The 14067-nt window shown below is 62.5% G+C and carries 8 protein-coding genes and 4 pseudogenes; 8 read left to right on the top strand and 4 right to left on the bottom strand.

Annotated features, from left to right (window positions below):
• Positions 1-56: 56 nt before the first annotated feature.
• The 4 genes from ACG873_RS07380 to ACG873_RS07365 form a co-directional block, all read right to left on the bottom strand.
• Entirely contained in the window at positions 57-860 is an 804-nt protein-coding gene (locus ACG873_RS07380) for an amino acid ABC transporter ATP-binding protein (RefSeq protein ID WP_394891130.1), read from the bottom strand.
• 19 nt (positions 861-879) lie between these two features.
• Positions 880-2040: an amino acid ABC transporter permease gene (locus ACG873_RS07375; RefSeq protein ID WP_394891129.1), complete on the bottom strand. Its 1161-nt coding sequence runs from the start codon at positions 2038-2040 to the stop codon at positions 880-882.
• Between the two features lie 3 nt (positions 2041-2043).
• Complete coding sequence (locus tag ACG873_RS07370) at positions 2044-3231, bottom strand: amino acid ABC transporter permease (protein ID WP_394891128.1); 1188 nt, start codon at positions 3229-3231, stop codon at positions 2044-2046.
• A 75-nt stretch (positions 3232-3306) separates the two neighbouring features.
• A complete protein-coding gene (locus ACG873_RS07365; protein ID WP_394891127.1) occupies positions 3307-4335 on the bottom strand; it encodes an amino acid ABC transporter substrate-binding protein in 1029 nt (342 codons plus the stop codon).
• 397 nt (positions 4336-4732) lie between these two features.
• On the opposite strand from ACG873_RS07365, the gene ACG873_RS07360 reads away from it, so the two are divergent.
• The 8 genes and pseudogenes from ACG873_RS07360 to ACG873_RS07345 form a co-directional block, all read left to right on the top strand.
• Complete coding sequence (locus ACG873_RS07360; RefSeq protein ID WP_394891126.1) at positions 4733-5902, top strand: cystathionine beta-lyase; 1170 nt, start codon at positions 4733-4735, stop codon at positions 5900-5902.
• Between the two features lie 385 nt (positions 5903-6287).
• Positions 6288-7970 carry a HAMP domain-containing protein gene (locus tag ACG873_RS32590; RefSeq protein WP_417568623.1) on the top strand — a complete coding sequence of 561 codons (1683 nt, stop codon included), beginning with the start codon at positions 6288-6290 and terminating at the stop codon, positions 7968-7970.
• Positions 7867-8235, top strand: a pseudogene (locus tag ACG873_RS32585) (HAMP domain-containing protein); the annotation flags it as partial. The gene ACG873_RS32590 and the pseudogene ACG873_RS32585, both read left to right, overlap by 104 nt.
• 42 nt (positions 8236-8277) lie before the next feature.
• A complete protein-coding gene (locus ACG873_RS32580) occupies positions 8278-8787 on the top strand; it encodes a HAMP domain-containing protein (protein ID WP_417568626.1) in 510 nt (169 codons plus the stop codon).
• Positions 8696-10015: pseudogene (locus ACG873_RS32575) on the top strand (GAF domain-containing protein); the annotation flags it as partial. The gene ACG873_RS32580 and the pseudogene ACG873_RS32575, both read left to right, overlap by 92 nt.
• A gap of 248 nt (positions 10016-10263) precedes the next feature.
• Positions 10264-11937 carry a response regulator gene (locus ACG873_RS32570; protein ID WP_417568625.1) on the top strand — a complete coding sequence of 558 codons (1674 nt, stop codon included), beginning with the start codon at positions 10264-10266 and terminating at the stop codon, positions 11935-11937.
• Positions 11937-13517: pseudogene (locus ACG873_RS07350) on the top strand (response regulator); the annotation flags it as partial. The gene ACG873_RS32570 and the pseudogene ACG873_RS07350, both read left to right, overlap by 1 nt.
• 280 nt (positions 13518-13797) lie before the next feature.
• Positions 13798-14034, top strand: a pseudogene (locus tag ACG873_RS07345) (hybrid sensor histidine kinase/response regulator); the annotation flags it as partial.
• Between the last annotated feature and the right edge of the window lie 33 nt (positions 14035-14067).

Here is a 14067-nt window from a genome sequence, read left to right as displayed (position 1 = left end):
CGCTGCGAGGCGAAGCCGGCGCTTTGACGCCGGCGTTCCACCAGAGCAGCCTTCGCCTAGTGCAAAATCTGGCTCAGGAACAGTTTCGTGCGCTCGTGCTGCGGGTTGTCGAAGAACTGGCTCGGCATGTTCTGCTCGACGATCTGGCCCTGATCCATGAAGATCACCCGGTTGGCGACCTTGCGGGCAAATCCCATTTCGTGCGTCACGCAAATCATGGTCATGCCTTCCTCGGCGAGGCTGACCATGGTCTCCAGCACTTCCTTGATCATCTCGGGATCGAGCGCCGAGGTCGGCTCGTCGAACAGCATGATGCGCGGATTCATGCACAGCGAACGCGCTATCGCCACGCGCTGTTGCTGGCCGCCCGAAAGCTGGCCCGGATATTTGTTGGCCTGCTCCGGTATCTTCACCCGGGTCAGGAAGTGCATGGCGATCTCTTCGGCCTGTTTCTTCGGCGTCTTGCGCACCCAGATCGGCGCCAGCGTGCAGTTTTCCAGGATCGTCAGGTGCGGAAACAGGTTGAAATGCTGGAACACCATGCCGACTTCGCGGCGGACCTCGTCGATCTTCTTCAGGTCGTTGGTCAGTTCCTTGCCATCGACGATGATCTTGCCCTTCTGGTGCTCTTCCAGCCGGTTGATGCAGCGGATCATCGTCGATTTGCCCGAACCGGAAGGGCCGCACACGACGATACGCTCGCCGCGCATCACTCTCAGATTGATGTCCTTGAGGACGTGGAAATCGCCGTACCATTTGTGCATGTTGACGATGTCGATGGCGACATCGGTGTCGGAGACATGCATTTTCTTGACATCGACTTTGATCTCGTCGGCGCTGACTGCGTTTTCGATGACCATCGGCAGTTCCCCTTATCTTTTATCGTTTGTGGCCGGTATCGAGCCGGCGTTCCATGTACATGGAATAGCGCGACATGCCGAAGCAGAACATCCAAAAGACCGCGGCGGCAAAGACGTACCCGGTTTTGGCGGTCTGCGGCGTTGCCCAGGTCGGATCGCCCGAAATGTTCTGCTTCACCACACCGAGCAAGTCGAACATCGAAATGATCAGCACCAGCGTCGTGTCCTTGAACAGACCGATGAAGGTGTTAACGATACCCGGAATGACGAGCTTGATCGCCTGCGGCAGGATGATGAGCCGCGTCTTCTGCAAATAGCTGAGGCCAAGCGAATCGGCGCCTTCATACTGGCCCCTGGGGATCGCCTGCAGGCCGCCTCGTACCACCTCGGCCATGTAGGCGGAGGCGAACAAGGCGACGCCGATCAGCGCCCGCAGCAGCTTGTCGAAGGTTATGCCGGGCGGAACGAACAGCGGCAGCATGAAACTCGCCATGAACAGCACCGTCACCAGCGGCACGCCGCGAATGGCCTCGATGAAGATCACCGACAACAGTTTCACTGCGGGCATTTTGGAGCGCCGCCCCAGCGCCAGAAGTATGCCGAGCGGCAGGGACACCACGATGCCTACATAAGAGATCACCAGCGTGACCATCAGGCCGCCCCAAAGCGGCGTTTCGACATAGGGCAGTCCAAAATACCCGCCAAGGAGCAGGACGAACGCGACGAAGGGAAAAATTGCGAAAAACAGGATCGCATTCAGTCGCTTGAACGGTGCGCGCGGGGTGAGCAGCGGCACCAGCAATGCAACGAAAATGATGCCGGTAAGAATGACTCTCCAGCGCTCGTCGAGCGGATAGCGACCGAACATGAACTGTCCGAACCTGCCGCTTACAAACGGCCAGCATGCACCCGACCAGCCGACCGGAAGCTGGCCGCCCTGTTCGGTTGTCAGGCAGGCCGTACGGTCGGCGCCGCTCCATACGGCGCTGAAAAACAACCAGTTCAGTATCTGCGGCAGCGCCCATGCGAGTGCCAGCGCCGCAAGAATCGTCAAGGCGGAATCCAGGGGCGACGCGAAAAGGTTCTTGCGGGCCCATGCCGCCAGTCCAACCTCCGACCGCGGCGCGGCTTGCGCAAGCGTCATCTCGGTGCGCACCCAGGAGAGATCATGTTCATCCATGGCTCATCTCTCCTTGAGCGCCATCTTGGCGTTGAACCAGTTCATGAACAGCGACGTCAGCAGGCTCAAGCTCAAATAGATGACCATGAAAATGGCGACGATCTCGATCGCCTGGCCGGTCTGGTTGAGGATGGTCCCGCCGATCGCGTAGAGGTCGGGATAACCGATCGCCACCGCCAGCGACGAGTTCTTGGTCAGGTTGAGAAACTGGCTGGTCAGTGGCGGGATGATGATACGCATCGCCTGCGGAATGATGACCAGCCTGAGACCTTGCCCCGAACTAAGCCCAAGCGCCGAATAGGCTTCGGTTTGCCCCTTGCTGACGCCGACAATGCCGGCACGCACGATCTCGGCGATAAAGGCCGCCGTGTAGAAGGAAAGCGCGAGGAAAAGCGACAGGAACTCGGGCTTCACATTGGTTCCGCCGGTCAGATTGAAAGTGCCCTTCTGCGGAAAATCGAGGGTGACCGGGAAGCCGCCGAGGACAAGTCCGAGCAACGGCATGCCGATAATCAGCGCCAGGCTGGTCAGAAACACCGGGAATTGCTGCCCCGTCGCCATCTGCCGTTGGCGCGCACGGTAGGCGACGAACCAGCTGAATGCGACGCCGAGAACAAGACCGGCGAGGATAAGCCAGGCGCCCTCGCCCCAGATGAGCTTCGGAAAATAAAAACCGCGATTGTTCAGGTAAGAGCCGAACGGCAGCCCGTAGCTGTCGCGCACCGCCGGCAGCAGCGCGAGCACACCCTGATACCAGAAGAGAATAACGAGCAGCGGCGGGATGTTGCGGAACAACTCGACATAGACCGTGGCGATCTTCCGGATCAACCAGTTGTGGGACAGCCGGCCAATGCCGACCAGGAAGCCGATGATCGTGGCCGCGATAATGCCGGTGATGGCAATCACCAGGGTGTTCAGAAACCCGATGAGCAGCGCGCGGCCGTAGGAGGAGTCCGACGAATAGTCTACCAGCCTGTCCGAAATATCGAATCCGGCACGACCCCGAAGAAAGGCGAAACCGGTCGAGATGTTCGAGCGACGCAGGTTCTCGATCGTATTGTCGACGATCCACCAGACGCCGAGAACCAGCAGCACAAGGAGCACCACCTGGAACACCAGGCTGCGCACCTTGGGATCATAGAGGATCGAAGCCTTGGCAGGCTCAGCGTGCAGGATGTCTTGGGTCGCCACAGGGTTCCCCTTCCTATGACTGGGGCAAAAAGACCCAAAGGCCGGAAGGGAAATCCCCTCCGGCCCGTGCGGCGGTCAGCGGATGGGCATGCCGTATTGAAGGCCACCCTTGGTCCACAAGGCGTTGACGCCCCGCGCGATCTTCAGCTGGCTATCCTTGCCCACGTTACGCTCGAAAATCTCGCCATAGTTGCCGGTAGCCTTGATGATGTTGGCAACCCAGGCATTGTCGAGCCCGAGGTCGGTGCCGATCTTCGTCTCAGCCTCCACGCCGAGCAGCCGCTTGATGTCCGGGTTGGGCGAGTTCTTCATCTCCTCCACATTGGCCTGGGTGACGCCCGCTTCCTCGGCGTTGAGCAGCGCGAAATAGGTCCATTTGACGATGTCGAACCACTGGTCGTCGCCCTGACGCACGGCGGGTCCGAGCGGCTCCTTGGAGATGATCTCGGGCAGCACGACATGGTCGTCCGGCGCCGACATCTGCAAGCGCACCGCGTAGAGGCCGGATTGGTCCGTCGTATAGGCATCGCAACGGCCCGCGTCGTAGGCGGCGTTCGCCTCCTCGAATTTCTCGAAGACAACGGGATTGTATTCGAGGTTGTTGGCCTTGAAGTAGTCCGCCAAGTTCAATTCGGTCGTGGTGCCCGCCTGGACACAAACGGAGGCGCCGGAAAGCTGCAGCGCCGAATTAACGCCGGGCAGCTTCTTGGCGTTGATCATGAAACCCTGGCCGTCGTAATAAGTGACGCCGCCGAAATTCAGACCAAGCGCCGTGTCGCGGTTGACCGTCCAGGTCGTATTGCGTGACAGGATGTCGATTTCGCCCGACTGCAGTGCGGTGAAGCGGTCCTTGGCACTCAGGCCGGTGAACTTGACCTTGGTGCCGTCGCCGAATACGGCAGCCGCGACCGCGCGGCAGAAATCGACATCGAGGCCGGTCCATTCGCCCTTGTCATTCGGCGCCGAGAATCCGGCAAGAGCGGTGTTGACGCCGCATTGCACGAACCCCTTCGCCTTGACATCGTCCAGCGTGGCGGCGGAAGCGGCCGAAGCCGCCATTCCGAGCACGGCCGCGCCGAGAATGACTTTCACAGTGTGTTTCATACCCGCTAACCCTTTTCTGTTGTTCGGGATCGAATCCCTGTTTTTTTCGTGCGAAAGCAGCATTCCGCTCCGGCCCATTTCCGAAACGTGGCATCGCTAAAAGACGCGCGTGCTGAGCTCCCGTTCACGAACTGCATCGAAGGCGATTATTTTAGTGAGGTCAAGTGGAATGACTGAATCGGCAAGAGTTTGAAAATCCAGAGCCTAAAATGACCATTCGCTAGGCCAATTGGCCACGAAATGGCCGCCAGGCAACTGGTTTTGCCGCGAATTTGGGCTCAGCCTGCCAAAAGCCGTTCTGGCTCAAACGACTTCCGCCGGCCTGCCAGCATGTCCGGTTGCGCCCGCCAGCGCACCGCTTTATGCGTTGGGCCTCACCAGCACGGCAGGGACAAAAATGGCGCGACGCGATTTTGGCAAGATGGGCATCAACACGCAGCTCGCGCATGCGGGCAACGACCCGCGCGACTATTTCGGCTTCGTCAATCCGCCGGTCGTGCATGCCTCGACTGTGCTGTTTCCCGATGCGGCGACAATGGCTGGGCGGTCGCAGAAATATACCTATGGCACGCGCGCCACGCCGACCACCGACGCGCTCGCAGAGGCCATCGATGCCCTCGAAGGCTCGGCGGGCACGATCATCGTTCCGTCAGGACTTGCCGCGGTGACCATTCCGCTGCTCGCCTTCCTGTCGGCGGGCGACCATGTGCTGATCGTCGATTCCGTCTATTTTCCGACCCGTAATTTCGCCAACACCATGCTGGCGCGCCTCGGTGTCGAGGTCGAATATTACGTCCCGCATGTCGGTGCGGGGATCGCGGCGCTGATGAAGCCGAATACGAAGGTCGTCTTCACCGAATCGCCTGCCTCCAACACCTTTGAAATGCAGGATATTCCAGCCATCGCCAAGGCGGCGCACGCCGGTGGCGCGGTAGTGATGATGGACAATACCTGGGCGACGCCGCTCTATTTCAAGCCGCTCGATCACGGCGTCGACATTTCCATTCACGCGGCGACCAAATATCCGGCCGGACATTCCGACGTGCTGCTCGGCACGGTCTCAGCCAACGCCGAATGCTGGCCGAAACTCCACGAAGGCTTCATCACGCTCGGCTGCTGCGCCGGCCCCGACGATGTCTACCAAGTGTTGCGCGGCCTGCGCACCATGGGCGTCCGTCTGGAGCGGCACCAGGAAAGCGCGCTCGACATCGCGCGCTGGCTGGAGACGCAGGCGGGCGTCGCCCGCGTGCTGCACCCGGCACTCGAGAGCCATCCCGGCTATGCGCTGTGGAAGCGCGATTTCTGCGGTTCGAGCGGCATTTTTTCGGTGGTTCTGGCAGGCGGCGGGGTGAAACAGGCGCACGCCTTCCTCGACGCGCTCCGAATTTTCGGGCTGGGTTATTCCTGGGGCGGCTATGAAAGCCTGGCAGTGCACGTCTCGCTTGCCGACCGCACCGTGGCCAAGGGCCCCTACGAGGGTCCGATCATCCGGCTGCAGATCGGGCTGGAAAATGTCGAGGATCTGAAAGCCGACATCGCCAGGGGGCTGGCGGCCGCGGCGGTGTGACCGTTCAGGCGCGCCGGTTCTTCGCTATCACGGCAGCCATGATCAGGGCGAAGGCGCCGAGGCGCACAAGGTAGAACCAGCTGCGCTCCTCCCGCCCGAGAAATTCGCTACGGTGCGCATCTATGGAACTTTTCGCCGGATCATGCGTTGAGCGCGTCGGCGGGGGTCTATCGGCTTGCTCGCGGTCCACAGTCGCAGGGGGGCGAACTTGGCGTATCAACCGGGCACCGGCCCAATCACCACATCGTCACTCGACATTCCAGCCATCCTGAGGAGCAGGCCATGAATATCGAGGCTCCATGGGACCAACTCGATCGCCGCCAGATTCTGATGGCGCTCAGGGCCTTTCGCCGCGGCGACTTCTCGGTCCGCCTCGTCAATAATTATGACGGGCTGGATCTCGGAGATCGCCGAGACCTTCAACGAGATCGTCGAGCTCAATGACCAGCTCACGCGTGAGTTCGAGCGCCTTTCCCGCGTCGTCGGCAAGGACGGCCGTATCGGCGAGCGCGGACACGTCCGCAATGCCACGGGCTCATGGGAATCCGGCGTCCGCTCGGTCAACGATTTGATCGAGGACATGGTCCAGCCGACGGCCGAAGTGGCGCGCGTGATCGGCGCGGTCGCCAAGGGCGACCTTTCCCAGACGATGATGGTCGAGATCGACGGGCGGCCGCTGCGCGGCGAGTTCCTGCGCATCGGCAAGATCGTCAACACCATGGTGGGCCAGCTTGCCTCCTTCGCCTCCGAGGTGACGCGCGTCGCCCGCGAGGTCGGCACCGAGGGCAAGCTTGGCGGTCAGGCCCGCGTGAAGGGCGTAGCAGGCACTTGGAAAGATCTGACCGACAACGTCAACGCCATGGCGACCAACCTCACCGGCCAGGTGCGAAACATCGCCGAAGTCACCACCGCCGTCGCGTCGGGCGACCTGTCCAAGAAGATCACCGTCGACGTGAAGGGTGAAATCCTCGAACTGAAGAACACCATCAACACGATGGTGGACCAGTTGAATTCCTTCGCTTCCGAAGTGACGCGCGTGGCCCGCGAGGTCGGCACCGAAGGCAAGCTTGGCGGCCAAGCCCGTGTGGAGGGCGTCGGCGGCACTTGGAAGGACCTGACCGACAACGTCAATCTCATGGCCGATAATCTAACCGGCCAGGTGCGAAACATCGCCGAAGTGACCACCGCCGTCGCCTCGGGCGACCTGTCCAAGAAGATCACCGTCGATGTGAAGGGCGAAATCCTGGAGCTGAAGAACACCATCAACACGATGGTCGACCAGTTGAATTCATTCGCCTCGGAAGTGACGCGCGTGGCGCGCGAGGTCGGCACCGAAGGCAAGCTCGGCGGCCAGGCGCAGGTGCGCGGCGTCGGCGGCACCTGGAAGGACCTGACCGACAACGTCAATCTGATGGCCGAAAACCTTACCGGCCAAGTGCGAAACATCGCCGAAGTTACCACGGCGGTGGCGTCGGGCGACCTGTCGAAGAAGATCACGGTCGCGGTCAAGGGCGAAATCCTGGAACTGAAAGACACCATCAACACGATGGTGGATCAGCTGAATTCCTTCGCTTCCGAAGTGACGCGCGTCGCGCGTGAAGTCGGCACCGAAGGCAAGCTCGGCGGCCAGGCGCAGGTGCGCGGCGTCGGCGGCACGTGGAAGGACCTGACCGACAACGTCAACCTGATGGCGGCCAACCTGACCGGCCAGGTGCGCAACATCGCCGAGGTCACCACCGCTGTCGCGCGCGGCGACCTCTCGAAAAAGATCACCGTCGACGTCAAGGGCGAGATCCTCGAGCTCGAAGGACACCGTCAACACGATGGTGGACCAGCTCAATTCATTTGCGTCGGAAGTCACCCGCGTCGCCCGCGAAGTCGGCTCCGAGGGCAAACTCGGCGGCCAGGCCCATGTGGAAGGCGTCGCCGGCACCTGGAAGGATCTGACCGACAACGTCAACGCCATGGCCGGCAATCTGACTGTTCAGCTCCGGGATGTGTCGAAAGTTGCAACCGCCATCGCCACCGGCGACCTGACGCAGAAGATCACCGTCGATGCCTTGGGTGAGATCCTGCAGATCAAGGACGTGATCAACACGATGGTCGACCAGCTCAACTCCTTCGCATCGGAGGTGACGCGCGTTGCCCGCGAGGTCGGCACCGACGGCAAGCTCGGTGGCCAGGCGCAGGTGCGCGGCGTCGGCGGCACCTGGAAGGATCTGACCGACAACGTCAACGCTATGGCGGCGAACCTCACCGGCCAGGTGCGTAACATCGCCGAAGTCACCACCGCGGTGGCGCAAGGCGACCTGTCGAAGAAGATCACCGTCGACGTGCGCGGCGAGATACTGGAGCTCAAGGATACCATCAACACGATGGTCGACCAGTTGAACTCCTTCGCATCGGAGGTGACGCGCGTCGCCCGTGAGGTCGGATCCGACGGCAAGCTCGGCGGCCAGGCGCAGGTGCGCGGCGTCGCCGGCACCTGGAAAGATCTGACCGACAATGTGAACTCAATGGCCCAGAACTTGACGGGCCAGGTGCGCAACATCGCCGAAGTGACCACCGCCGTCGCGCGCGGCGACCTTTCGAAGAAGATCACCGTCGACGTCAAGGGCGAAATCCTCGAGCTCGAAGTCGACCATCAATACCATGGTCGACCAGCTCAATTCCTTCGCCGGCGAGGTGACGCGCGTTGCCCGCGAAGTCGGTACCGAAGGCAAGCTCGGCGGCCAGGCGCGGGTCGAAGGCGTTGCCGGCACATGGAAGGACCTGACCGACAACGTCAATCTGATGGCGACCAACCTGACCAACCAGGTGCGCGGCATCGCCGAGGTGGTGACCGCGGTGGCGCAGGGCAATCTGAGGCGCAAGTTGACAGTTGACGCGAAGGGCGAAATCGCCTCGCTCGCCGACACCATCAACGGCATGATCGAGACGCTGGCCACCTTCGCCGACCAGGTGACCAACGTGGCGCGCGAAGTGGGCATCGAAGGAAAGCTCGGCGGCCAGGCGCGCGTGCCGGGCGCCGCCGGCCTGTGGCGCGACCTGACCGACAACGTCAACCAGCTCGCCGCCAATCTGACGACGCAGGTGCGCGCTATCGCGGAAGTGTCGACCGCCGTGACCAAGGGCGACCTGACCCGCTCCATCGCGGTCGAGGCGTCGGGCGAGGTGGCGGCGCTCAAGGACAACATCAACGAGATGATCCGCAATCTGAAGGATCAGACGCTGAAGAATGCTGAACAGGACTGGCTGAAGACCAACCTCGCGCGCTTCTCCCGCATGCTGCAGGGGGAGCGCGACCTGACCACGGTCTCACGGCTGATCATGTCGGAACTGGCGCCGCTGGTGAACGCGCAATACGGCGTCTTCTACGTCGCGGGCCGCGACGAGAGCGACACCTATCTCGAGCTCGCCGCCAGTTACGGAGCCGAGAGTTCGACAGCCATCAAACAGCGCGTGGCCCTGCGCGAAGGCCTGATCGGCCAGAGCGCCGCCGACAAGCGAGCCATCCTCCTCGACAATGTGCCCCCCGATTTCGTGCGTATCACCTCCGGGCTCGGCGACGCCGGGCCGGCCAACGTCATCATCCTGCCGGCGCTGTTCGAGGACGACGTCAAGGCGGTTATCGAACTCGCCTCGTTCGGCGAGTTCCGCGACACCCACCAGTCCTTCCTCAACCAGCTCATGGAATCGGTCGGCATCGTCTTGAACACGATCGCGGCGACGATGCGAACGGAGGGCCTGCTGAAGCAGTCGCAATTGCTGACCGCCGAATTGCAGGCGCGCCAGAGCGAATTGACCAAGAAGCAGGAAGAACTGCACGCCACCAACGAGGAGCTTCAGGAGAAAGCCCAGCTTCTCGAAAACGAGAAGAAGCAGGTCGAGACCAAGAACCTCGAAATCGAAATGGCGCGGCGCGCGCTTGAGGAGAAGGCCGAGCAGCTTGCGCTCACCTCCAAATACAAGTCGGAATTCCTGGCCAACATGAGCCATGAGCTGCGCACGCCGCTCAATTCGCTGCTCATCCTCTCGAAGCTGCTCGCAAGCAACCAGCAGGGTAATCTCAACGAGAAGCAGGTCGATTTCGCCCGCACCATCAATTCCGCGGGAACGGACCTGCTCAGCTTGATCAACGACATCCTCGATCTGTCCAAGATCGAGTCCGGCACGGTTTCCATCGAAATCGGCGACATGCCGCTCGCCCATCTGAAACAGCACATGGAGCGGACTTTCCGGCAACTGGCGTCCGACAAGGGCCTCGGCTTCACCATCAATGTCGATCCGAAGCTTCCCGAAACCGTCAGGACCGACGAAAAGCGACTGCAGCAGATCGTGCTCAACCTCCTGTCGAACGCATTCAAGTTCACCTCGGAAGGCAGCGTCGTGCTCAGCTTCAGGGCCGCGCCCGGCGGCGCGGGCAACGGCATCGTGAAACCGGCAAACGACGCGCTGGCGATCGCCGTCACCGACACCGGCATCGGCATCCCCAAGGACAAGCAGAAGCTGATCTTCGAGGCGTTCCAGCAGGCGGACGGGACCACCAGCCGCAAATATGGCGGCACCGGCCTGGGACTCTCTATCAGTCGCGAGATCGCACGCCTTCTGGGCGGCGAACTTCGGGTCGAAAGCACGCCCGGCAAGGGCTCGACTTTCACGCTTGTGATACCATTCGACGGTCCGCGCGCGGCTGTGACCACGATAGCCCAATCGGAGGCCGCTCCGCCGGACGCCCTTCCCCCTCCCGTGCAGGAACAGGACAAGACGGTCGAGTTCAACGACGATCGCGACTCGATCACGCCCGGAGACCGTGTAGTCCTTGTAATCGAAGACGATCCAACGTTCGGGGGGTCCTGCTCGGCCTTGCTCGCTCCAACGGGCTGAAGGGCGTGCTGTCCACAGCGGGATCGGGCACGCTGGCGCTCGCGCGCAGACTGATGCCCGACGCGATCACGCTCGATCTCGGCCTTTCCGACATTGACGGCTGGGTGCTGTTCGATCTCCTGCGGCACGACCCGAAGACGAGGGGTATTCCGATTTCCGTCATTTCGGGTTCGGATCACCTGGATCTGCTCGTCCGCCAAGGCGCATCCAGCGTCTCGACCAAGCCGGTGACGCAGGAAGAGCTGGCGCGGGTGTTCCAGGATATCCACCGCCGCAAGATCCGGGTTCAGCGCAAGGTCCTGGTCATCGATGCCGACGCCGACCGGCGGCTCTCGCTGGTCGACGAGATAAGGGACGGCGTCACATCGGTCACTGCGATCGGGCGTCTGGCCGCCAACGCCGACGACATGGATCTTTCAGGCTACGACGCTATCGTGCTCGGTTTCGGGCGCAACCTGAAGGAGAACACACAACTGGCGGCGGGTCTGTCGCAGTATTTGGGCGGCCTCATCTCCAAATTGCTGGTCTTTGCCCCCAATGCCGACGCGATCGAGCCGGCACTGGCGCAGAATCCCACATTCGCCGACGTGCCGAGGGCCGAGAATTTCGCGCAGCTCGGCCTGCTCATCGCCGCGGCCTTGCCTAGCATGGAAGGCGACGTGCCCATTCCAGAAGAAGGAGACGAGCCGTTCGCGACCACCGGCAATGCCGATCTCGCCGGAGCGAAGGTGCTCATCGTCGACGACGATATCCGCAACATCTATTCGCTGACCAGCGTGCTTGAAACCTACGGTATCCAGGTATTCCACGCCGAGCGAGGAAGGGACGGCATCGCGATCCTCGAGCAGGCACCCGACACGGCGGTCGCCCTGGTCGACATCATGATGCCGGAAATGGACGGATACGAGACCATGCGGGAGATCCGCAGCCGGCCCGCGATCGCCAACATTCCGCTGATTTCAGTGACCGCCAAGGCGATGAAGGGAGACCGGCAGAAATGCCTCGAAGCGGGTGCCTCCGACTACATCGCCAAGCCGGTCGATCTCGACCTGCTGCTGGCGCTGCTGCGCGTGTGGGTCGGTCGCTCGCGTGACCGGGCCGGCGCTGGGCGGGCCGCAAAAGGCGCAACGCTGGCCGTGGTCCACTGATGGGTCACGGTCGTCAGGCGAAGAAGCAGAAGAGCGCGGCCGAAAACGCGGCAGAACCCGCCGTGATGCAGGCCCCTGCCCCGATGGAAAGAGCAAAAGTTCTGGTCGTCGACGACGACCGCCGCAATCTGCAGGCGATCAGCGTCGTGCTGGAGGAGACCGCCGAAATCGTCTGCGCAAGCTCCGGCGAGGAAGCGCTTCGCTTCCTGCTCAAGGACGAGTTCGCGGTGATCCTGCTCGACGTCTTCATGCCGGGGCTGGACGGCTACGAGACGGCCGGCTTCATACGCCAGCGCGATCAGTCGAAGCACACGCCGATCATCTTCCTGACGGCCATAAACAAGGAGGACGCGCACATGCTGCGCGGCTACGATGCCGGCGCGGTCGACTACGTGTTCAAGCCCTTCGACCCGGTCATGCTCCAGTCCAAGGTGGCCGTTTTCGTCGACCTTTACCAGAAGACCCGCGAGATCAAGCATCAGGCCGAGATAGAACAGCGCCTGATGGAGGAGAACCTTCGCGTCAAGTCGGAGAGGCTGCTGGCGGAGCAGGCCCTGCGCCGGTCCGAGGAGCGCCAGGAAGCCATTCTGCGGGCGGTGCCGATCTGCTTCCATTCGCGCGAGATCGATCCGCCTTTTGCCGCACGTTTCGTTAGCGAAGCAGTCGAGCGGCTGACAGGCTTCCCGCCGGAGCGCCTCACCAGCGAGCCGGAGTTCGGGCTGAGCCGCGTCCATCCCGACGACCTGCCGCGCCTGGTAGGGGCGCTGAGCGGCGCGCGCGAGACCGGTTCCTATACCTGCGAGTTCCGCTGGCGCTGCTCCGATGGGGGCTACCGGATCTTCCTCGACCAGGGTGTCGTTTCGAACGCCGAAGAGGGCCGGCCCGCCGAGATATTCGGCACGCTGCTCGACGTCACCGAACGGCGGCAGCTCGAGGATCAATTGATGCACTCGCAGCGCCTGGATGCGATCGGCAAGCTGACGGGCGGCATCGCCCATGATTTCAACAACCTGCTGGCCGCTATCCTGAGCGGCCTCGGCCTGCTTGAACGCCGGGTGCCGGCCAACGAAGAAACCGCCCAGATCGTCCAGATGATACGCCACGCAGCCAAACAAGGCGCCGAACTGATCAATCGTATGCTCGCCTTTTCACGGCGTCAGAGGCTGAAGCCGGACTCTGTCTGCCTTTCGCAACTCGGGGAAACCATGAACGGGCTTGTGGCTCCCGTTCTCGGCGGTCTTGTCCGCTTCGAGTGGGAGGTGGACGAAAGCGTCTGGCCTGCCTATGTCGACGCCGGACAGCTCGAACTGGCGCTGCTCAACCTGATCTTCAATGCGCGCGACGCCATGCCTTCGGGTGGTACGATCACCGTGCGCGGCGCCAACCGGACAGTCGAGCGGGAATCGGAGGATCTGCGGCCGGGAGACTATGTCGTGCTGACGGTCGAGGATACAGGCTGCGGCATCTCGCCCGAGCACCTGGCCAAGGTCGTCGAGCCGTTCTTCACCACAAAGGATGTCGGTAAAGGCACCGGGCTCGGCCTCAGCACCGTCTATGGCTTCGCCAGGCAATCGGGGGGTACCTTGCTCATCGAGAGCGTGGTGGGCAGCGGCACCGCCATGCACATATTGCTGCCGCGCTCGGTGGAGAAACCGGTATCATTGCCGCCGGTGCGGAATTCGGCGGCCAGAACGTGGACCCACGCCGGCGGCCAGGCTCCGGTCATCTTGCTGGTGGACGACAGCATCAGCCTGCGCGAACTGACCGCACGGGTGCTGCGCGACAACGGCTTCGGCGTCGTCAGCGCAGGCGGCGGCGCCGAGGCGCTCGGCCTGCTCGAGCCGCGAGCCGCAGAAATTCGACCTCATCCTCACCGACTTCGCCATGCCGCTGGTCTCCGGCCTCGACGTGATCCGCTTCGCCCGCAGCTTGCGGGCGGACTGGCCGGCCATCATCATCAGCGGCTACGCCGACGCCAACGCCATCGCCGACCGCCCCGGAGACGTGCCGCTTCTGAACAAGCCTTTCACCGACGCCGCGCTGATCGAGGGCGTCCAGGCCGCCTTGGTGAAATCGCCGCCCGCCGCCCGGAGGTAACGCCGGCCCTGGCATGTCGCCAGCACGGCCCGC

This window comes from Allomesorhizobium aridi (assembly GCF_043769475.1).
In the GTDB taxonomy this organism is placed as follows: domain Bacteria; phylum Pseudomonadota; class Alphaproteobacteria; order Rhizobiales; family Rhizobiaceae; genus Allomesorhizobium.
Note: the sequence above shows the minus strand (reverse complement) of the source record. Positions and strands in the feature narration are given on the sequence as shown.

Excerpts from the sequence above, each read along its gene's own strand:
- ACG873_RS07380 (WP_394891130.1), bottom strand. The coding sequence starts at position 860 with ATGGTCATCGAAAACGCAGTCAGCGCCGACGAGATCAAAGTCGATGTC.
- ACG873_RS07375 (WP_394891129.1), bottom strand. The coding sequence starts at position 2,040 with ATGGATGAACATGATCTCTCCTGGGTGCGCACCGAGATGACGCTTGCG.
- ACG873_RS07365 (WP_394891127.1), bottom strand. The coding sequence starts at position 4,335 with ATGAAACACACTGTGAAAGTCATTCTCGGCGCGGCCGTGCTCGGAATG.
- ACG873_RS07360 (WP_394891126.1), top strand. The coding sequence starts at position 4,733 with ATGGCGCGACGCGATTTTGGCAAGATGGGCATCAACACGCAGCTCGCG.
- ACG873_RS32590 (WP_417568623.1), top strand. The coding sequence starts at position 6,288 with ATGACGGGCTGGATCTCGGAGATCGCCGAGACCTTCAACGAGATCGTC.
- ACG873_RS32580 (WP_417568626.1), top strand. The coding sequence starts at position 8,278 with ATGGTCGACCAGTTGAACTCCTTCGCATCGGAGGTGACGCGCGTCGCC.